General features: G+C 47.1%; 19 protein-coding genes and 1 pseudogene. 11 read left to right on the forward strand and 9 right to left on the reverse strand.

The features are described from left to right. Positions 1 to 196 precede the first annotated feature (196 nt). Positions 197 to 1,561: an FHA domain-containing protein gene (locus tag J7529_RS12595; RefSeq protein WP_318729242.1), complete on the reverse strand. Its 1,365-nt coding sequence runs from the start codon at positions 1,559 to 1,561 to the stop codon at positions 197 to 199. 188 nt (positions 1,562 to 1,749) lie between these two features. Between J7529_RS12595 and J7529_RS12600 the strand changes: the two genes are divergently transcribed. The 5 genes from J7529_RS12600 to J7529_RS12620 all read left to right on the forward strand — a co-directional run bounded on the left by J7529_RS12600 (position 1,750) and on the right by J7529_RS12620 (position 7,632). Then, positions 1,750 to 2,652, forward strand: coding sequence for a UbiA family prenyltransferase (locus J7529_RS12600; protein ID WP_318729243.1), 903 nt, complete (start codon positions 1,750 to 1,752; stop codon positions 2,650 to 2,652). 417 nt (positions 2,653 to 3,069) lie between these two features. Next, complete coding sequence (locus J7529_RS12605) at positions 3,070 to 4,206, forward strand: glycosyltransferase (RefSeq protein ID WP_318729244.1); 1,137 nt, start codon at positions 3,070 to 3,072, stop codon at positions 4,204 to 4,206. A 133-nt stretch (positions 4,207 to 4,339) separates the two neighbouring features. Beyond that, a complete protein-coding gene (locus J7529_RS12610) occupies positions 4,340 to 5,068 on the forward strand; it encodes a sugar transferase (RefSeq protein ID WP_271936314.1) in 729 nt (242 codons plus the stop codon). 151 nt (positions 5,069 to 5,219) lie between these two features. Continuing rightward, complete coding sequence (locus J7529_RS12615) at positions 5,220 to 6,512, forward strand: PQQ-dependent sugar dehydrogenase (protein WP_318729245.1); 1,293 nt, start codon at positions 5,220 to 5,222, stop codon at positions 6,510 to 6,512. A 103-nt stretch (positions 6,513 to 6,615) separates the two neighbouring features. Then, the gene (locus tag J7529_RS12620) at positions 6,616 to 7,632 is read left to right on the forward strand and encodes a DUF3179 domain-containing protein (RefSeq protein ID WP_318729246.1); all 1,017 of its coding nucleotides are present in this window, start codon (positions 6,616 to 6,618) and stop codon (positions 7,630 to 7,632) included. Between the two features lie 4 nt (positions 7,633 to 7,636). Here the strand turns inward: J7529_RS12620 and J7529_RS12625 are convergent, their stop codons facing one another. From J7529_RS12625 to psbB, 4 genes are all read right to left on the reverse strand, one after another. Next, the gene (locus J7529_RS12625) at positions 7,637 to 9,115 is read right to left on the reverse strand and encodes a hypothetical protein (RefSeq protein ID WP_318729247.1); all 1,479 of its coding nucleotides are present in this window, start codon (positions 9,113 to 9,115) and stop codon (positions 7,637 to 7,639) included. A 5-nt stretch (positions 9,116 to 9,120) separates the two neighbouring features. After that, positions 9,121 to 9,714, reverse strand: coding sequence for a transcriptional regulator NrdR (nrdR, locus tag J7529_RS12630; protein WP_318729248.1), 594 nt, complete (start codon positions 9,712 to 9,714; stop codon positions 9,121 to 9,123). Positions 9,715 to 9,788: 74 nt separating this feature from the next. Next, positions 9,789 to 9,884 carry a photosystem II reaction center protein T gene (locus J7529_RS12635; RefSeq protein ID WP_271936322.1) on the reverse strand — a complete coding sequence of 32 codons (96 nt, stop codon included), beginning with the start codon at positions 9,882 to 9,884 and terminating at the stop codon, positions 9,789 to 9,791. Between the two features lie 148 nt (positions 9,885 to 10,032). Then, the gene (psbB, locus tag J7529_RS12640; RefSeq protein ID WP_271936323.1) at positions 10,033 to 11,559 is read right to left on the reverse strand and encodes a photosystem II chlorophyll-binding protein CP47; all 1,527 of its coding nucleotides are present in this window, start codon (positions 11,557 to 11,559) and stop codon (positions 10,033 to 10,035) included. 318 nt (positions 11,560 to 11,877) lie between these two features. Here psbB and J7529_RS12645 point away from each other — a divergent pair, with 318 nt between their 5' ends. Together J7529_RS12645 and psbM are read left to right on the forward strand one after the other, a co-directional pair. Next, positions 11,878 to 12,174: a 2Fe-2S iron-sulfur cluster-binding protein gene (locus J7529_RS12645; RefSeq protein ID WP_271936324.1), complete on the forward strand. Its 297-nt coding sequence runs from the start codon at positions 11,878 to 11,880 to the stop codon at positions 12,172 to 12,174. A 77-nt stretch (positions 12,175 to 12,251) separates the two neighbouring features. Continuing rightward, positions 12,252 to 12,365, forward strand: a complete 114-nt coding sequence (psbM, locus tag J7529_RS12650) for a photosystem II reaction center protein PsbM (RefSeq protein ID WP_271936326.1) — start codon at positions 12,252 to 12,254, stop codon at positions 12,363 to 12,365. An 84-nt stretch (positions 12,366 to 12,449) separates the two neighbouring features. Here the strand turns inward: psbM and J7529_RS12655 are convergent, their stop codons facing one another. Continuing rightward, on the reverse strand, positions 12,450 to 13,286 hold the full coding sequence (locus J7529_RS12655; protein WP_318729249.1) for a universal stress protein: 837 nt from the start codon (positions 13,284 to 13,286) through the stop codon (positions 12,450 to 12,452). Positions 13,287 to 13,383: 97 nt separating this feature from the next. Between J7529_RS12655 and J7529_RS12660 the strand changes: the two genes are divergently transcribed. From J7529_RS12660 to J7529_RS12670, 3 genes are all read left to right on the forward strand, one after another. Further along, on the forward strand, positions 13,384 to 13,848 hold the full coding sequence (locus J7529_RS12660) for an acyl-CoA thioesterase (protein ID WP_413038878.1): 465 nt from the start codon (positions 13,384 to 13,386) through the stop codon (positions 13,846 to 13,848). 229 nt (positions 13,849 to 14,077) lie between these two features. After that, a complete protein-coding gene (locus J7529_RS12665) occupies positions 14,078 to 14,452 on the forward strand; it encodes a hypothetical protein (protein WP_318729251.1) in 375 nt (124 codons plus the stop codon). Positions 14,453 to 14,487: 35 nt separating this feature from the next. Next, positions 14,488 to 16,119, forward strand: coding sequence for an alpha/beta hydrolase (locus J7529_RS12670; protein WP_318729252.1), 1,632 nt, complete (start codon positions 14,488 to 14,490; stop codon positions 16,117 to 16,119). 194 nt (positions 16,120 to 16,313) lie between these two features. Here the strand turns inward: J7529_RS12670 and J7529_RS12675 are convergent, their stop codons facing one another. The 3 genes and pseudogenes from J7529_RS12675 to J7529_RS12685 form a co-directional block, all read right to left on the reverse strand. After that, the gene (locus tag J7529_RS12675; RefSeq protein WP_318729325.1) at positions 16,314 to 16,616 is read right to left on the reverse strand and encodes a hypothetical protein; all 303 of its coding nucleotides are present in this window, start codon (positions 16,614 to 16,616) and stop codon (positions 16,314 to 16,316) included. Positions 16,617 to 16,650: 34 nt separating this feature from the next. After that, positions 16,651 to 16,920, reverse strand: a pseudogene (locus J7529_RS12680) (transposase); the annotation flags it as partial. 152 nt (positions 16,921 to 17,072) lie between these two features. Next, entirely contained in the window at positions 17,073 to 17,558 is a 486-nt protein-coding gene (locus J7529_RS12685; protein ID WP_318729253.1) for a DUF937 domain-containing protein, read from the reverse strand. 143 nt (positions 17,559 to 17,701) lie between these two features. On the opposite strand from J7529_RS12685, the gene J7529_RS12690 reads away from it, so the two are divergent. Continuing rightward, a complete protein-coding gene (locus tag J7529_RS12690; protein WP_318729254.1) occupies positions 17,702 to 19,366 on the forward strand; it encodes a GTP-binding protein in 1,665 nt (554 codons plus the stop codon). Positions 19,367 to 19,370 lie beyond the last annotated feature (4 nt).

Below are 19,370 nucleotides of genomic sequence, written 5' to 3' on the forward strand. Positions count from 1 at the left end.
TATTGACGGGTTTGAGATGTTTGAGAACGCATTGAGGATTGCCCGGACGGTGGCTGTCCTCAGCAATATAGGTTTCTCCGAAGCCTCCAGAACTCAGAGACTTCACGATTTGGTAATGTCCGGCGAGTTGGGTTCCAATTTGAAGAGTCATGGTAGTTAAGGATGTGAGGGTTATGGGGGATAGAAATACTCAAACCTAGAATGTCCAAATTTTCAGAGTGTGGTCTTGACTGCCACTAGCAAAAAGCTGACCGTCGGCACTGACAGCCATGGCTCCCACTTGCCAAGGATATCCAGAAATGGTGCGAATTTCTTCTCCAGTTTCTAACTGCCATAATTTTAGCACCTTGTCATCGCTGGCACTAGCCAATACTGATCCATCCGGGCTAAAAAATACGGCATTGACAGCCATTTTGTGACCCGTTAAAGTTAAGGTGGTTTCGCCGACTAGACTTTGAATAGTAATCGTTTTGTCGCGACCCCCCATTGCTAGTAAAGTGCCATCGGGACTATAGGCAATGGCATTAATTTTTCCGGAGACTTGAACCATTGAAGTTTGTTCTCGGTTGGTCGCATCCCAAAGTTGAAGGGTTTGGTCTTGGCAAGCGATCGCCAAGTTTTCCCCATTCGGACTCCAGGCGATCGCACTGACCGCTACTTTTTCACTGTTCAGTTGCCCTAAGCTTTCTCCGGTTTTGCCATCCCATAATTGAATCGTTTTATCTCGACTGGCACTAGCAAGAATACTACCATCCGGACTAAATGCAACAGTAATAATCGGCATGGTATGCGCTGCCATACTGAGCAGTTCTTCACCCGTCTTTAAACTCCATAGTTTGACGGTTTTATCATTACTGCCACTGGCAATACTCTCTCCAGTCGGAGAAAATGCGACTGAATTTACAGTATTGGTATGTCCGGTAAACGTTCGGATCGAGTCCGTGTTAGCTAACTCCCAAAGACTTTTCTGACTTGCGCTTTTTTGAGTTGCGGTCGAAGTCACCTGGGGTAGTGGCTCAGGAATGGGAGGAAGGGTTGCTTCCGATGGCGCACTTGGCGCACTTGGCGATTTTTCTTCCACCGCAACAGGTTTGACCTCTACTTCTTCGCGTTCAATGACTGGAGTTGATGTAGCCAAAGGTGGCGAAACTACCTCTGGAGGTTCTATGGTTTCTGGTTTTGGGGGTGAAGTGGTTCTGTTTTGATATTGACAGAAAAAAATAAACTCTGGCCCGTCGTAACCCAAAATAATGCGATCGCCTGACTGCAAGTCTTGAGATCCTTGTAGCTTTTCTCCATTCAGAAATGTTCCATTGGCACTCTTTAAATCGCAAAGTTCCCAGATCGGTTCTGGTTCCCTCACCCTCAGTTGAATTTGAGCGTGTCGCCGAGACACCTTATTATATTGTTCTGGGTCGATCGCAATGTCGCAATCCTCAGATCGACCCAGCATCGTCGCATGAGTTAAAGATAAATCATATGGTTTACTTGAATTCACTTGACTAACTAACGTTAATCTAGCCTGAATTTCCATATTGGAAACTAATTCATCGGTCTTCATCGCTTGTCTCTCATCACCTCATAGACCAACTATTGTTTTTATTTTTATATCTAAATCCCTTGGGCTGAAGGGTTGTTTTTAACAGAGTTTACTTTATGTATAGGATAAGAGAAAGTTATACTACCTGTCAATTCACAAAGGTCAAAATTTGAGTCTGAACTAAAGTTTACGTTTTATAATTGAACATTATGCTTAGTCGATGGTGGACGTATCAAAAGGAACGGTTTCCGATCGCAGCCAATGGACTGTTAATTGGGGTGTTTAGTTTTTCGGCAGTCAGTTATTCGGCGCTGCTGCGGGGAGGGGTTCCCAGTTGGGATTCTAGTGGAGTGGCTTTTGCGATCGCTTTTTTGTTCTTTTTGCAGTTGCGAATTGCTGATGAGTTTAAGGACTATGAAGAAGACTGCCGATTTCGCCCCTATCGCCCGGTTCCCAGGGGTTTGGTTAGTTTGCGCGAATTGGGGATTTTGGGCGCTTTGACGGCCCTTATACAAGGGGTTTTGGCACTCTATTTGGGGGGATTAACCCTAGGATTATTCCTGATTGGAGTTTGGCTATATTTGGGGTTGATGAGTCAAGAATTTTTTATCCGTGATTGGCTTAAGGCTCATCCCATCATTTATTTAATTAGCCACATGATGATTATGCCCTTAATTTATGGCTTGGCAACTGCGTGTGATTGGCAGGTAACAACCGGGGTGATGCCTAGCGGTTTAGGATGGTTTTTGGCGGTTAGTTTTTTCAACGGTGTGGTGATTGAAATTGGGCGCAAAATTCGATCGCCGAAGGATGAGGAAGCGGGGGTAGACACCTACAGTTACTTGTGGGGACGCAAATGGGCGGTTTTCGTCTGGTTAGCCGTTTGTACGATTATGGCAGTTCTGAGTGCGATCGCCGCGAACTTAGTTGGGTTTGGCTTACCCCTGGCGATCGCAACTGGGCTAATGTTGGGGATTTCCGGAACACTTGCCCATTGGTTTTTACGCTCTCCAGTTTCCGGTTCGGGTAAACGCTTTGAATACCTTTCTGCCCTCTGGACGCTGTTGGTTTATCTCGGTTTAGGCATTATTCCCTTACTGATTTCACCTTAACTTTTTACAAAGGCGAAGCCCTATATATTCCAGAAGTATTGAGTTTTAGATACATTTTCAAGAATTACCACAGGACTTCAATTAAGAGTATTATTTCAACTCAACCTTAGAGCCTGGTGATCACCAATATTTCTTCTTTGTATATATGCCCAAATATCCAATAAACTGTTGGGGGCAAAAAATATCCTCATCATACTCTACTAACTTTCCTCCCCAGTCAAGCTAAGTCTGCTTGTGTACACTAAACCCAAATTCACCCTGACTATTTCTGATTGCCAATCTATGACCTTCACGTACACCAAACCCAGCTTTCCCTATTATGCTATATGGGACTTGAGACCTTACCAACCTGAACTACTTTAGCTGGTTAGCACTGTCCATTGCCTGTTGCCTATTGCCTGTTCCCTTTCCTTCAACATGCCCGAACTCAAATATGCCCTTGTCCATGAATGGTTAACCCCTTTAGCCACAGGGGGGTCTGAACTTGTTGTTCAAGAAATTCTCAAACATATTGACGCGGATCTGTATGCTCTGATTGATTTTGAATCCACGAACCCGGAAAGTTATCTCTATCAACGCAAAATTGGAACCACGTTTTTACAACACTTTCCCTTGGCGCGTCGAGGGGTACAAAATTATTTACCTCTGCTTCCTCTGGCGATCGAGCAACTCGATTTAGGCGAGTATGACATTATCCTCTCTTCCTCTCACGCAGTTGCCAAAGGAGTCCTCACCCGTCCGGGACAACTGCATGTCTGCTATTGCCATACCCCCATGCGCTACGCCTGGGATTTAACCTTTGACTATTTGAAGCAGAGTAAACTGGGGCGGGGTATACCCGGTTGGGTGAGTCGCTATATCCTCCACAAAATGAGGCTATGGGACGTGATCTCTGCCAATCGGGTAGATCAGTTCATTGCGAATTCCAAGTACACTGCACGGCGAATTTGGCGGTGCTATCGCCGTAAAGCGGAAGTGATTTACCCTCCTATTGATGTCGATCGCTTTCCATTTCAAGCTCAAAAACAGGATTTTTATGTCACCGTCTGCCGTCTGGTGAGCTACAAACAAGTACGGTTGATGGTGGAGGCTTTTAACCAGTTGGGTCGGAATCTGGTGGTTATTGGTACCGGGCCTCAACGGGAGGAACTCGAGGAAATTGCCAAACCTAATATTCAGTTTCTCGGTTTTCAACCCAATGAGGTAGTGGATAAATATATGAGTGAAGCGAAAGCCTTTGTTTATGCTGCTTGTGAAGATTTTGGCATGGCTATTGTCGAAGCTCAAGCCTGTGGGACTCCGGTTATTGCTTATGGCAAGGGAGGCGCTTTAGAAACCGTCCGCGATCGCCGGGTTAAGCCAGAGGGCGCAACCGGATTATTATTCCCTGAGCAAACCCCAGAATCGTTGATGGAAGCCGTTGAGATTTTTGAGCGATCGCCCTTTAACCCCGAACAAATTCATCACCATTCTACCCAGTTTCACCCCAAAGTCTTTGAAGAGCGTTATAGTGATCTACTCAAACGCGCTTATCAAGACTTACAACAGTTCTGATGGGCAGTTCTGATGGGCAGCATTTGCCCGGTCTCGATCCCTCACCTCAGAATAATTAGAATCAAATTCTTCTGATTCGGGGTCAGTGGCTTTATGATGATTAGGTGTGTGTGGTGTGAAATAGAGGAGTACGATGACTGCTGAGAGTCAATTCATCTCTGGCAAGACTGCTCGGATCTATGTCAAGCGCGGATTTCGTCCCCAACGATTCAGAGCTAGGCATCAAGGTCTATCCATCAGTCTCAACGGAGCGTTTTTCAAACGAGCCTTCGATATTTTATTCTCGCTGGCTGTTCTGATTCTGTTTTCCCCGGTTTACATGGTGTTGACCCTGTTGATTATACTGAGTTCTCAAGGCTCGGTTTTTTATATCCAGGAACGGGTGGGGAAAGACTACAGACTGTTCAAATGTATTAAATTTAGAACGATGATTCCCAATGCGGATCGAGTTCTCTCCGAGATGATGGCGGCTTCTCCCCAAATGCGCGAAGAGTTTGAGCAGAACTTTAAGTTAAAACACGATCCGCGTATAACCTGGATTGGTAAGTTTCTCAGAGTCACAAGCTTGGATGAATTTCCCCAATTCTGGAATGTATTGAAGGGAGATATGAGCGTGGTTGGCCCCCGTCCCCTGGTTCCCGAAGAACTGCACAAGTATGGTAAACATATTGACAAGGTGTTAACCATCAAGCCGGGAATTACAGGGCTGTGGCAGGTATCAGGACGCAATGATATTCCCTACCCTCGGAGAATTCAAATTGACCTGTATTATGTGAATTTCAAGAACTTTTGGATGGATCTCTGGATTGTGATTAAGACCATTGGAGTGGTCATTTTTCCCAAAGGAAATGGAGCTTACTAACCTAGGCTAGATTCACAACAAATGGATAACACCCAGGGGGTTCGGGCTTTGCCTGGACTCCCGATTAGTTAGAGTAATTAAATGGGTATAAGTTAGGTGAATTAAATTACGGAACTAGAGGAAGAAAGCAGGAGCCGCCGGAGGGGAAATTATGCCAAAAGCCATTGAAATAAATGCCTACACTCTCGTTGCCGCAGGATGGGCGATCGCCATCTTAGGAGTAACTGGGTGTACGACGCAAGTTCAATCTGAACCTCCAACTGCAATCCCAATTGAGGAGTCCGCTATCGAGGGAAGCGCTCCTGCCCAGTCACAAGCTGAAACCGTATCTGCCAACCCTAACCCTGATTTTCAGAGCGTAACAGTAGTAGACAATCTAGAGCATCCATGGGGTCTGACTTGGCTGCCAGATGGTTCCATTCTGATTACCGAGCGATCGGGGCAACTGCGCATTGTCCGAGATGGACTCCTCGATCCAACACCGATTGCTGGAGTCCCTGAAGTTTTTGCACAGAACCAAGGCGGCTTGCTAGATATCGCAGTGCATCCAGGCTTTGCAGAAAACCGCCTGGTTTACTTCACCTATGCTCACGGAACCAGTTCAGCCAACCGAACTCGAATTGCTAGAGCCACCTTTGATGGCAGCTCCTTGAGCAAGTGGCAAGTCATTTTTGAAGTATCCCAAACCAAATCTAGAGGACAACACTTCGGTTCCCGTCTATTATGGTTGCCCGACGGTACGCTGTTAGCGTCCATTGGCGATGGAGGTAATCCTCCTGTGGAACTTGAGGGGCAATTCATCCGCCAACAAGCCCAGAACCTTGGCAGTCATCTGGGCAAGATTATCCGCATCAATGATGATGGCTCTGTCCCACCTGACAACCCTTTTGTCAACAATCCGAATGCAGCACCAGAAGTTTGGAGCTACGGGCATCGTAACATCCAAGGATTGGCGTTCGATGCGATCGCCAATCGGGTTTGGGTGACCGAGCATGGTGCTCGTGGAGGAGATGAGGTGAATTGGGTGGAAGCGGGTGACAATTATGGTTGGCCGGTGGCAACCCACAGTCGGGAATATTCGGGCGGGCTGATTTCTCCAGAAACCTCCCTTCCAGGCATGGTCGATCCTAAAGTCATCTGGACTCCCTCCATTGCTCCGTCTGGGCTGGCGGTTTATGGGGGAACACTCTTCCCTGAGTGGCAAGGCAACCTGTTTGCCGGGGGTTTGGTGTCTCAAGATATTCGCCGTATCGAGCTAGACGAGTCGGGCAATGTGTTAAACGAAGAGTCGATCGCGATCGGTCAACGAGTACGTGATGTCCGACAAGGCCCAGATGGGATGTTATATGTGCTGACGGACGCATCAAACGGCCGGCTCATCCGCCTAGAACCGGTTGACCGCTCGCTTTTGCAGCCAGCAATCCTATCAACTATTACCCCTTAATATCAAATCGATTAGCGATCGCTTTTGTTCTGTTGTATTCAGGGTTTTCTCACCTAGAAACGAGAAACTAGAAGCAGCTTGAGCCAATTATTGAGAAGTTGCTATGAATCGGATAACTAAGATTTTACTGGCTACGGGGAGTATAATCGCGATCGCTGGTGCCTCTCTCGTTGTTCATGCTGGAGGGTGGGATAACTTTAAGCTACGTTATTTTCATCTCACCAGCCACCTCAACGAGCAAAACCAAGAACTGAACGACATTCGCAAACAAGGAACAAAACTAGAAAAATCCAGCCGCATTACGTTAAGCGATCTGCTCAACGGAGGACCGCCCAAAGACGGAATTCCCAGTATTGATAATCCACAGTTCGATACCTCCCAAACCACACCATTTAAGGGTGAAGAAACCGTTATTGGTGTGGTGATTAATGGAGAAGCTAAAGCCTATCCATTTGGGATTATGAACTGGCATGAAATTGTGAATGATACGGTGGGAGGAAAGACGATTACCATTACTTACTGTCCGTTGTGCGATACGATTGTTGTTTTTGAACGGCATCAAACTACCTTTGGAGTTTCTGGTAAACTGTATCAAAGCTGTTTGGTGATGTACGATCGCACAGACGATACCTTATATTCTCAGCCTTGGGCAATGGGAATTATTGGGGCAAAGGTTGATCAACATCTCGATCGCCTACCGGCTGTCAAAACAACGTTAGCCGAATGGTTGAGAGAACATCCAGAGAGTCAAATTCTTTCCACGAATACCGGACATATTCGAGATTACCAAAATTATCCCTATGGCAGTTACTATAGTGACGATAATATTATCTTCCCCGTCCGCAATCAGGATCGACAATCCCTACCTCCTAAAACTATTGTGAGCTACATTTGGGAATCAGATGACCAAACTCCCCGCGATCGCTTTTCAGGGGAGAGTTTACACATTGCTCACCAGGAACTCGAACAAATTGGCGAAAAAACAGTTACTTTTAATGGTCGAGAAATTCGCCTGGTTTGGGATGAACGGATGAAAACTGCACGCTTTGAAGAAATGGATGGTCAAGTGATTCCCAGTACCACCGCTTTTGCTTTTGTTTATCCGGCTTATTTTGAATGATCATTTATGCGGGAATAAATTCCGTCACTAGGGTAAGCTGAACCAACCCCAATTTCCAGGGTTGACCGGATGCGGAAATTTTTACTCCAGTGCCTGAAAAGATTAAACCTAGGGCAGGTCTTGCTGTTTCTATCTCGGTTTTCATCTGCTCTAAAAATCGATCGGTTTGTAGCGTTAACTTAGGCTCATTGGCCCTAAACGACAATTCAATTATGGCATCGTTCATTAAACAAAAATGACCCGGAATATAAGGTTCTCCTGTGGCTAAGTCCAGTTGCAGATCTTGGTCAATCGATTTGACATTCAACAGTGCGACTAACCGCAAGGTTCCTGCATCCCATCCCCATTCCGGTTGTAGCACGTAGGCTGGTACTTGACCGAGGAATTGCATGAAGTCATAGGATAAGCTGGTGAGTTCCCAGAGCAGATAGGACATCCATTCGGTTAAGGAGACTTGAGGATGGAGCTGTAGACCTTCTTTGAGTTGAAAGCGGAAAGGAGAAGGAAGGATGGGTTCACCCAACAGGTTCAGATGAGCTAAGACTTGGTTGGTAATGGCGATCGCCTTTAACGGACTCTCAACGTCAAGCAGGTCTAGCGTTTGCAGTTGATCGAGCGCGGGGAATAAAGCTCTGGAGAGCAAACTTTGACGATAAGCGTCGATTAATAGGGGATCGGTCCATTGAATGAGTATCGAGCGATCGCTATCTTTAGGATCGGACTCCATCCCTTCTGCAATCCACTCTAAACCCAAGGTAACTTGCACTGTACCCGAAACCCAATCTTTACCGGGTTCGAGAATATCCACTAAACAGGGTTCGAGCCAGGGTTGTAGATGGGGGGTTTGGGTTTGTAATTCCTTTTCCCAGTATTGAATCAGATCCGAGCCAGAAATGGGGTCAGTTACTGACGGGGAGAGAATTTGGAACTCGGTTGTTGCTTGAGGAGGAATAGGGGGAGGAGCGAAAGTGGCTAAATCGATCGCCCATTGAACAGATTCTGCTTGCACCTCTAGAATAGGAACCACGCGCAACAGTCCCTGCTCTTGAGAGCCATCAGCTTCCCACTTTTGGGCATACACACCGCCACTCACTTGCATGAGACCATAGGAACTGGTCGCGATTGTCCACAGTAATTGCACACTGAGATCTTCAACTAACCCGTTAGAATCTTGGGGAGAGAAGGGCGCTCTATTATCTTCCTGGATCTTATTCAGGGGATCTAAAACTTCATAGACCTCTTCCGTTACATAGGGCAGTAAGTTTTCTGGGGTGAAAGGTAAATCTTCCGGCCAACCGCCTTTCGGCGATCGCAGTTCAGTCATCAATACCATTAACTGCTCCATGGCTCTTTGCAAGGTTTCTGGACAAGAGGCAGATATTTTGGGGCGATCGCCATTCCAGGGCCAAGGCAAGCGAATTAAGGTTTCACTAATTGTTTCCGCATTAAACTCTTCTAGGGGAGTGTAGTCAGATTCGCCCATTCCAATCAACTCGGACGTAACCCGATTGCTTCCACTGTTGATGGGGGACAAACCCATTGATCTGTATCGGTTGGGATCTTAGCCTCTGGGGGAGAGCATCGATCCTCATCTTCCCGATCGCATAAAGGGATATCTTCGCCTCCAATGGGATGAGCTTGGAGATGATTTAAGGTCTCCATGAAATCCCGAATCCCTTGGAACTTCCCATAAACTGATGCAAACCGAATATAAGCCACCTCACTCAGGGGGCGTAAATGATGTAAAACCTGCTCGCCAATTTCTCTACTGGTAACGTCCCGTTTACCACCTTGTTGCAAATCTGTTTCGATCCGGTCAACCAATTGCTCCAAAGTCACCAAATCAAGTCCTGTTTTTTCACACGATCGCACGACTCCCCTGAGCAGTTTTGAGCGATCGAACGCTTCCCGTTGTCCACCCCGTTTCAAGACTGTAATTGCAACCCATTCAATCCGTTCGTAGGTCGTAAAGCGTCCCTTACAGTTTAGACATTCTCGCCTTCGTCTCACGCTCTGCCCGGCTTCGGCAGAACGCGATTCCAAAACCCTACTATCGGTATGCTGGCACAATGGACATCTCATAATGATTGAATCCTTAAGCCTCTTGGTGGGATGGACTGTTCCTAGATTGAGATTAAATCCCTCATGGGAGATTCTTATTTTCCAATTTTCGGGGGATCGCGGAAGGCGATCGCAAAGAAAATTGTTCCCAAAGCTAATGCTAGAACTAATATATAAACGGTGCTTTCCATAGTTTAACGTCCCAATCGGGTAATGGATGAATGCTGCTTATTTTATCTTACTTTGAAACCAAGAAAAAGTAGGAGTAGACTTACCTACTCCTACTTTCTCGATTATCGGTTTGGGGACAAACTAACCCTAAAACGGTTAGCCCGTCTCCTAAGCTCCTTCTTTACGGGTACTGGTATCACCCACTTTCGCGAACAAACCGAACTCTACTTGTTCTTCTAGATCGGAATCAATACCGGCAAATACATCTCGGTATAGAGTCCGAGAACCATGCCAGATATGACCAAAGAAGAATAACAGAGCAAAGACGGCATGACCGTAGGTAAACCAACCTCTGGTACTGGTGCGGAATACACCGTCAGAACCCAGGGTTTCGCGATCGAATTCAAACGGTTCACCCAATTGGGCTTTCCGAGCGATTTGCTTAACTTTAGCGGGGTCAGTGATCACTTGACCATCCAGTTCACCGCCATAAATGGTTGCCGTTACTCCGGTTTGCTCAAAGCTATACCGAGATTCAGCACGACGGAAAGGAATATCAGCACGAACTACACCATCTTCATCGGTGAGGACAACGGGGAAGGTTTCAAAGAAGTTAGGCATCCGGCGCACGCTTAAGACGCGACCATCTTTATCCGTGAACACAGGGTGACCTAACCAGTTTTGAGCTAGACCATCCCCATCATTCATGGGCCCAACCCGGAATAAACCGCCTTTAGCTGGGGAGTTTCCGACATAATCGTAGAAGGCCAGTTTCTCAGGAATCTTATTCCAAGCTTCTGAAGGACTATCTCCATTGGCGATGTTGGCTTGAACGCGACGTTCAATTTCTTGTTGGAAATATCCTCCATCCCACTGATAGCGGGTGGGGCCATAAAGTTCGATGGGGGTAGCTGCGCTACCGTACCACATGGTTCCAGCCACTACAAATGCAGCAAAGAACACTGCTGCAATACTGCTAGAGAGTACGGTTTCAATGTTACCCATCCGCAGGGCGCGATAGAGGCGCTCTGGGGGACGAACGGTGAGATGGAATAATCCAGCAATAATACCAACCACACCAGCGGCGATGTGGTGAGCGGCAATTCCCCCAGGGTTGAAGGGGTCAAAGCCGGCAGGCCCCCATTCTGGGGCCACGGCCTGGACACTTCCGGTGATGCCGTAGGGATCAGAGACCCAAATCCCGGGCCCAAACAGGCCAGTTACATGGAAGGCTCCAAAGCCAAAGCACAGAAGTCCAGATAAGAATAAGTGAATCCCAAACATTTTGGGCAGGTCTAGGGCAGGTTCACCGGTACGAGCATCGGTGAAGAGTTCCAAGTCCCAGTAAACCCAGTGCCAGCAAGCGGCGAGGAATAATAAGCCAGATAGGATGATATGAGCTGCGGCTACTCCTTCAAAGGACCAGAAGCCAACATTGGATACGGTTTCACCCGTAATACTCCATCCGCCCCAGGAATCGGTAACTCCTAGACGGGCCATGAAGGGCATGACAAACATGCCTTGCCGCCACATGGGATTGAGGATAGGATCGCTAGGATCGTAGATGGCTAACTCATATAAGGTCATTGAGCCAGCCCAGCCTGCAACCAGGGCAGTGTGCATCAGGTGTACAGCGATCAGACGGCCTGGATCGTTCAGGACAACTGTATGTACTCGGTACCAGGGTAGTCCCATTGACTACGCTCCTCCTTTTAGGATTTCTAAATCGACGATTAACTCAAGTGGTTTTTCGTTTTTTCGGTAGACCCTTGAAGCTAGATCCTGAGTCTACCGTAATATTAAATCAGCGACTCCAGTTCAGATGAGTCAAGACTTCTGGCTCGGAGCGCTGGTTTTTTCATGAGAACGAATATAACGAATTGTAACCAGTGATGGAACCGATTGCAAGCTGAAATCAGTTACGCTAGTTTCTTGTTGATTTTGACCATAAGGATACCCAACAGTGCAACATTTCTTTATAATTCTTAACGATAAGAAACAAAGAGGTGGACAATGGCTAATATCCAATTTGTCAATGAGGATAAAGTGGCGATCGCTGCCAATGGAGCCAACTTACGTTTAGAAGCTCTAGAAAAGGGGATCGATATCTATAAACTGATCGGCAAAATGACCAATTGTGGTGGAGTCGGTCAATGTGGGACGTGCATCGTAGAGATTGTTGAGGGCATGGAAAACCTCTCGGCTAAGACCAACTTTGAAGAACGAAAGCTCAAGAAAAAGCCCGAAACCTATCGTTTAGCCTGTCAAACCTTGGTCAATGGCCCCGTAAGTGTAAAAACGAAGCCCTAACGGACTTTAAGAGAGGATACATATCGGTTATTCTAGATAGGGATTTAACCCTTAGATAATAAAGAGGCCTGTAGCTAATGCAAGTAAATGACTTAGGATTTGTGGCCAGCATCCTATTCGTCCTGGTTCCTGCTGTATTTTTGTTGATCCTCTATATTCAAACCGCTAGTCGTGATAACAAAGGCACTTAATCGTCCTTATTTTTCACGGCTAGATGAATTCAAAATGCTGAGATTAGAAAGATCTCAGCATTTTTTATATCTCCTCAACGATCGCTAGTTACTGGTATTTCTGACCAGTAATACCGGACAATTTGCCTGAACTCGCACATAGTCAGACAGAGAAGATCCCAATAAGCGATCGAGATCGGGTAGTTTTTTCGCGATAGAGGGCCGACGGTCTGGAGAACCCAACACCATCAAATCCACATTTTTTTCCTCGGCAATCTGGCAAATTTTTTCACCTGCATTACCCATGGCATGGAGCAATTCTGTATTTACCCCAAAGACTTTCGCTTTTTGGGCCGCATCGACTAAAATCGGGTCTTGATCGGGACTGGCGATTTTCGATTCAGGATTCACATGCAGCAGGGTCAGAGAACTGCCCGAAACCTCTTGCAAAAGTTTTAGGGCAACCTGTAGACTTTCCTGAGCAGTTTCTGAACCATCAAGAGCAACTAATACCCGATTGAGGCGCTTGACATACACATCATCTTTGACGAGCAGCATCGGACGGGTACTGGTCTGGAAAACATATTGACTTACGGATTGTTGGAGGATCGACTGTAGACGACCCAGGGCCCGAGAACCCATGATGATCAGGTCAGAGTTTTCTTCTGCAGCCACATCAAGAACGGTTTCTTTGGGATCTCCTTGCTTGAGGCGGGGATTAATCCGTTCTTCATCCAGTTTGAGGGAGTCCACTGCTTGAGCGAGGATTTTGCCCCCTTCTTCTAACAGGTTGGCAATATCGCGTTCGCTAGACTTCTTGGGAACAACATGGAGAAGCGTCACTTGAGTGTCCCTTTGAATGGAGGGAATCTCTAGGAGCATATTCATCATTTGTTCGCACAGGCCTCGGCCAGCAACGGCAACTAAAATTTTCTTGAACATTGGGGTGATTCCATCTGTATTGAGGAAATTCTTCTTATGATTTAAGGATAATCTGAAGTTGCAACGTAGAATTTTAAGAAAAGTGTCAGATAAATCGATCGCGACTTCCAGAATTGTACCCGTTTATCCTGGAGGGGCTGATCCTGGCGATCGCCCCTGGTTTGAGTATCCGGTTTGTGTCTATCCCCACCATACCGACTATGCTGGAGTGGTTTGGCATGGAAGTTATATCCAATGGATGGAAGAGGCAAGGGTAGAGTATTTCCGCTCTATGGGGGTTGATTTCGCTCAATTGGTGGCTATCGGATGCGATCTACCGGTGGTGGATCTGTCGGTGCGCTATCAGAAACCTCTTCAGTTAGGGATGAGAGCGATCCTGAAAACTCGTTTGGCAGAAATTACTGGGGTTCGCCAGATTATCCAATGTCAGATTTGTTCGTTAGATGGACACGAGCGTTATATGACTGCTCAGGTTACTTTAGTCGCGGTCGATCGCCAACGGGGTAAGGTACTAAGAAAGTTACCATCAATGCTTGTGGATGCTCTGATGACGTTGTCTTAGGTTCGGGCAGGGGATGGCGATCGCTCTAGGTCATCCCTCTTCTGTCACTTTTGGACATTCGTTAGAATTATTGTTGGAGGCAATGGGCACTCTAGTAATGGGCTAAAACGGTTTTTTTGTTTCCTAACCTCCACAGCTCATTTATGCAGAAATTCCTAGGTTAATCGTGCTTTCTAGCGATCGCCCTTTGGCTATAATTAGAGCAAAATTCTCAAAGGGAGTCTAGATCGTGAAAACTCGTATCATTTCCAGTCTGTTAATGGGTTTAACGGCATTTTTAGGAGGGGTGGGAATTTCCCAAGCAGCTTGGGCAGAACATCGCCGAAATTTTCATGAACTGATCGATTTAAATCCCGCGTTATATCGTCAGATTTGCAGTCAAATTCAATCGAATTCTAACAATTGTAATAATACTTATCGGTTAGGGGTCCCCATGTATTTGGTGACGGGGAATTTAGGAGAAATTTCTTATGTGACGATTCTGAATAAACAACTGTATACTTGGGATTGGGTGAATGGCAATTGGATTCCTGAGAGGGATATGCCGGTAGGAACTTATCAGTTTGTGTTATTACTGAGAGAAGCACAGGAAGAGTCCCCATAAGGGGGGTGCCTAGAACTTTTTTATTTGAGTGAAGGATGAGGATGATGAAGCGATCGCACCAACGATGGAGTTTAAGATGTGTCTTAGCTCTGCTCAGTGCTTGGTGCGCCCTAGGACAACCTGCCCATGGAGCCGATCGCATTAATCTTCGTTTAGGATTATGGCAGACTCAAATTGCGATCGCCGATTTAGAAGATTTTAGCGAAACCGGAAACCTATCTCCGGCATTGCATCCCTATCGCTCAGTTCTCACCCCTAGGGTGCAACAGCTCATCGACTATCGGTTTCCCATTGATACCCAACTGGGCGATCGCATCCTCAGAAATATTCTCCACTCTCCCCTCAGTCTAGAAATTTACCAAAGTATCGTTCCCATTTTGCCCGATAGTCGGCTGGACTATCTAGAGCAAGCCGTAACCACCACCCTACAAGAAAACCATTTCAGTGTTCTCTCTATTCTGAAAGCCTATCCCGGTCAAGAAATTACCATCAATGTTTCCGCTGCGCTCTCTTTTGCCCTTCAGTTTAACCATGATTATTGGCAAAGTCGCCTTCTAGAACCTTTACTGGTGCGCGATCTTTTGGTGAATGAGTCCTCAGACCCTCTAACTGGGGAAGTCGATCCGACCCAACGAACCTACGATCGGGTAGAAAAAACATCATTAATTCTCCAAGACCGGGATAGGGAGCGCATCATTCCGGTCGATCTTTATACCGTCCGGCGATCGCCAACCCCTGGGCCTCTAGTCGTCATGTCCCACGGATTTGGCTCCGATCGCAATTACCTGTCGGGTTTAGCCTATCATTTAGCGTCCCATGGATTAACCGTGGCGGCGATCGAGCATCCCGGAAGTAACCTCCGATGGTTAATCAAGGGGTCAAAATTTAGCCAGTTAACCACGTTGGTTCCTCCAGAGGAGTTTATTGACCGCCCCTTAGATATTCACTTTTTGCTGGATTACCTAAGTAAGGTCAACGATCAGCCAGGTCCATTGAAGGGCAAATTTAACACCGATCAGGTCACTTTAGTGGGTCATTCTTTGGGGGGATATACCGCCTTCGTATTAGCGGGTGCGAAGCTAGATTTAGCCAGTGTACGCCGTTTTTGCCGCGATCGCCTGCCCTTGGGTCGTTCTCCAGCCGACTGGTTACAATGTGCAGCCGCCGATCTCAGCGTTACTCCCCAGTCTCTCAAGGATGACCGGATTGTGCAAGTGATTGCCATTAGTCCCGTGATTGGGCGTTTATTTGGCGAAACGGGAATCAGTGCCGTCAAAATTCCCACGCTGATCTTAACCAATACCAATGATGTGGTCGCCCCAGCCCTGGAACATCAAATCCGCCCCTTTAACCGCTTAACCGCGCCGAAATATCTGCTCACAGCGATTGGAACCCCCCATTTAAGTATTGGTAATCTCAGAGATTCGAGTCCTGTAGGTTCCCCCTTTGAGCCTTTGCAACAATTAGTCAATGGGGTTTCTCTAGCATTTATTAAACAATTAACCCCGGAAAAAGAGCGCTATGAAATTTTCCTCAGTCCAGCTTATGCCCAATCTTTTTCCACGCCTAAAATTCCCCTGCGCTTAAATCAATCTCTTCCAGGGAATTTATGGGAGCGAATAGAAGTCGGTCGTCTGCTACAACGGTTTGCCCTAGGGGAAAAGTAAAAATGGTTTTTCCCTATTCCCCATCCCCTATTCCGTTGCATAAGCGGCGCTCTTCTTCACTCAAAGGAGCATGAGGATTAGATAAATAAGGGCGAATGCTCTGGCAAGTTTTCTGCATTAGGGAATCCAAGTCTATATCCCACATGATAGTTCTGTCATCACCCCTAAAAGCCAAGAGCTTCTTGCCATCCGGGCTAAAGGGGTAAATTCCCCGGTTGATGGTTCACATCATCTAAAATGCGCTCGATTAACCCCGCTTCAAACCCCACCCCCAAGCCCTCCGCAGGCTTCACAATCACATCCGTCAACTCCTCCCGATTCATCGGTCCCAACTTGTAATCCTTGCGGTTCAACACATCGGCAAACGGTCGATAGGACAGGGCATTCCCCAGAAAATCCGCCCGCATTGTCATCACCACCCGACCCGGTAAATCCGCAATCAGGGCATCTAAAAATTGGTGGCGTATCTCCACAGAAATTGCGAGCCATCTTATCATAGCGTGTCGCGATCTCCCTGTATTGCTTGAATTTTTGGAATAAATTTTCAATTAGATGCCGCCACTTGTACATTTCTTGATCATATTGTCTCTGTTCTGTGCGGTTACTTTTTGGAGAAATCACAGCCAAGCAATCCGCCCCTTTGAGGCGGTCAAGAACACGTTGTGCCGCATCATAGGTTTTATCAGCAAGTAGCGCACCCATCTGATCGATGCACTCCAATAGCACGTCAGCCCCTTGTAAATCGTGGACTTGGCCTGGGGTAAGATGAAATCCTGTGTCAAAAAAATTGATTGATGACACGCCCTAGTATTATAACTGAGCTATAGAGGCGCGATCAGGTCTGCAATGCGGAGCGTTGTCGCGATCCCCCAGACTACTGAGTAGCCAGAAGATCAGGTTTAGCCAAAATTCTTAATTCGCCTTGGTTGGAGATGATCTTAACTTACTGGCTGCTATAAATAACGGCTGGCTAATTGCATTAAATCCGCAATATCGATATCTCCATCACCATCCGCATCGAGTAACCGGCTCAAAACGGGATTTTTTTCCGCTTGATTGGCTCCCATTTCCACGACTTTTAGGACTAAGGGGACAGCCGTCGGTAAAGCCGATTCAATGGTACTCGCGGGTAAACCGGTTTTCTCGGCAGCCACTTGGACTAAATTTTGCAGTTGGGGTAGGCTAAAGAGCGCTTGTACCGCTAGGGGATTGGCAGCCAGTCCGCTATACTGATCAAGGAGATTTTGGGCTTGGTCTTCTCCTTGTTCTTGCAGAGCCGATCGCGAAAAGCCTGCCACCACAGAAAGCAGCGATCGCATTTGCCCTTCATCTGCACCCGTATCATTGGATAATTGCTGCACGGTATTCACCAGTCCACCGATCTGCCCTAAACCCCCCTGCTCGTTCACTGCACCCAGAATCTGATTAAACCATCCCATAATCTTTTCCTCCTAAACTTGCTACCCTAGAGGGTGTTCCCTTACCCTACCAAGGAACAGGGAAGTAATACCATGTTCTAAATTCTATTCTGCTTAACCAGGGGTGAACTGTTCCCCCATTTCCCCATTCCCCCATTTCCCCAATGCCCCTGCCTCGCCTCCTGATTCTTATTGTCGGTATTACGCTGGTTTTAGGGCTAATGCTGTGGTTCATTGATGCCCTGCGCTGGTTTTACCTACAAATTTCCTATACGTCCCCGCTCTTGGGAACAGTGGTTTTATTATTAATCGTTGCCCTCTTGGGGGTGTTACTGGCTGGTGTCATCTATTATGCCTGGATGTTTCAAGGGGGAAAAACCTCTAAAAGCGGCAGTCAAAGGGTGGTGAAGGTTCCCACAGAAAAAAAAGAGGCAGCCGCCGAAACCCTGAAAGCAGTGCGCCAACAGATGGATAAGATTCAGGATCGGGTGGCACGGGAAGCCTTGTTAGAGCGATCGCGGCAAATTGAATCGAATCTCCAAGGTCGGAATGTGCGCGTCGTCGTCTTTGGCACAGGTTCATCGGGTAAAACTTCGGTGATTAATGGTTTATTGGGACAAATGGTGGGTCAAGTGCAGCCGACGATCGGAACGACTCAGGAGGGGCAAACCTATCATTTACCTTTAAGAGGATTAAACCGGGAAATCCTGATTACTGATACCCCTGGTATTCTGGAGATTGGAGAAGAAGGCAGCGATCGCGCCCAAATTGCTCGCCAGTTAGCGACTCAAGCCGATTTACTGCTATTTGTCGTCGATAATGATTTGCGTCAATCAGAATACGAACCCCTGCAAGCCTTAGCCCAAATTGGTAAGCGCTCTTTATTGGTGTTTAATAAGACCGATTTATATACAGATGAAGACCGGGAGCGGATTCTCAGCCGCTTACAACAACGGGTACAGGGGCTAATGAGCAGTAGTGACGTGTTGGCGATCGCCGCTAATCCCCAAGCCGCCGTTTTACCCTCCGGCGATTTAGTTGTTCCAGACCTTGTGATTTTCCCCCTAATCCGCCGCCTAGCCGCCGTTCTCAGAGCCGAGGGTGAAGATTTGGTTGCCGATAACATTTTGATGCAAGCCAGCGCCCTAGGCGACGATGCCCGGCGGATTCTGGATACCCAGCGCAAGCGCCAAGCTGATAAGACAGTGGAACAGTTCCAATGGATCGGTGCCGGAGCGATCGCCGTAACCCCCCTACCCGTGGTCGATTTATTAGCCACAGCAGCCGTCAATGCTCAAATGGTGGTCGAATTAGGGCGGATTTATGGCTGCGAATTAAACATGGAACGGGGACGAGAATTAGCCCTCTCATTAGCCAAAACCCTAACCAGTTTAGGGATCGTGGAGGGCGCGTTAAAATTAGTGACCACTGCTCTACAATTAAATGTCGCCACCTTCATTATCGGTAAAGCTATTCAAGGAGTCACCGCCGCCTATTTAACTCGCATTGCCGGTAAAAGCTTTATCGAATATTTCCGCCAAGATCAAGATTGGGGAGACGGGGGAATTACAGAAGTTGTGCAACGTCAATTCAAACTGAACAAACGGGATGAATTTGTCAAAGCCTTCATTCAAGATGCGATCGATCGCGTCGTCCATCCCCTCACCCAAGCCACATCTGAACCGTCTGAAGAAAACGATTCTACAGCTCTATCCTCTTCTTGGACTCCTCCCATTTCATCCCTCAAAGTTCCCGAACCCCTTCCCCCCAATCTTTCTCAGCAAGATGATTGGTCTGAAGACTCAGATCTAGAGATAGATGATTGGTAAAACC

The organism is Roseofilum sp. Guam, assembly GCF_017746735.1.
GTDB lineage: Bacteria > Cyanobacteriota > Cyanobacteriia > Cyanobacteriales > Desertifilaceae > Roseofilum > Roseofilum reptotaenium.

Coding starts and splice junctions, on each gene's coding strand:
- J7529_RS12595 (WP_318729242.1), bottom strand. CDS start 1,561: ATGAAGACCGATGAATTAGTTTCCAATATGGAAATTCAGGCTAGATTA.
- J7529_RS12600 (WP_318729243.1), top strand. CDS start 1,750: ATGCTTAGTCGATGGTGGACGTATCAAAAGGAACGGTTTCCGATCGCA.
- J7529_RS12605 (WP_318729244.1), top strand. CDS start 3,070: ATGCCCGAACTCAAATATGCCCTTGTCCATGAATGGTTAACCCCTTTA.
- J7529_RS12610 (WP_271936314.1), top strand. CDS start 4,340: ATGACTGCTGAGAGTCAATTCATCTCTGGCAAGACTGCTCGGATCTAT.
- J7529_RS12615 (WP_318729245.1), top strand. CDS start 5,220: ATGCCAAAAGCCATTGAAATAAATGCCTACACTCTCGTTGCCGCAGGA.
- J7529_RS12620 (WP_318729246.1), top strand. CDS start 6,616: ATGAATCGGATAACTAAGATTTTACTGGCTACGGGGAGTATAATCGCG.
- J7529_RS12625 (WP_318729247.1), bottom strand. CDS start 9,115: ATGGGCGAATCTGACTACACTCCCCTAGAAGAGTTTAATGCGGAAACA.
- nrdR (WP_318729248.1), bottom strand. CDS start 9,714: ATGAGATGTCCATTGTGCCAGCATACCGATAGTAGGGTTTTGGAATCG.
- J7529_RS12635 (WP_271936322.1), bottom strand. CDS start 9,884: ATGGAAAGCACCGTTTATATATTAGTTCTAGCATTAGCTTTGGGAACA.
- psbB (WP_271936323.1), bottom strand. CDS start 11,559: ATGGGACTACCCTGGTACCGAGTACATACAGTTGTCCTGAACGATCCA.
- J7529_RS12645 (WP_271936324.1), top strand. CDS start 11,878: ATGGCTAATATCCAATTTGTCAATGAGGATAAAGTGGCGATCGCTGCC.
- psbM (WP_271936326.1), top strand. CDS start 12,252: ATGCAAGTAAATGACTTAGGATTTGTGGCCAGCATCCTATTCGTCCTG.
- J7529_RS12655 (WP_318729249.1), bottom strand. CDS start 13,286: ATGTTCAAGAAAATTTTAGTTGCCGTTGCTGGCCGAGGCCTGTGCGAA.
- J7529_RS12670 (WP_318729252.1), top strand. CDS start 14,488: ATGAGGATGATGAAGCGATCGCACCAACGATGGAGTTTAAGATGTGTC.
- J7529_RS12675 (WP_318729325.1), bottom strand. CDS start 16,616: ATGATAAGATGGCTCGCAATTTCTGTGGAGATACGCCACCAATTTTTA.
- J7529_RS12685 (WP_318729253.1), bottom strand. CDS start 17,558: ATGGGATGGTTTAATCAGATTCTGGGTGCAGTGAACGAGCAGGGGGGT.
- J7529_RS12690 (WP_318729254.1), top strand. CDS start 17,702: ATGCCCCTGCCTCGCCTCCTGATTCTTATTGTCGGTATTACGCTGGTT.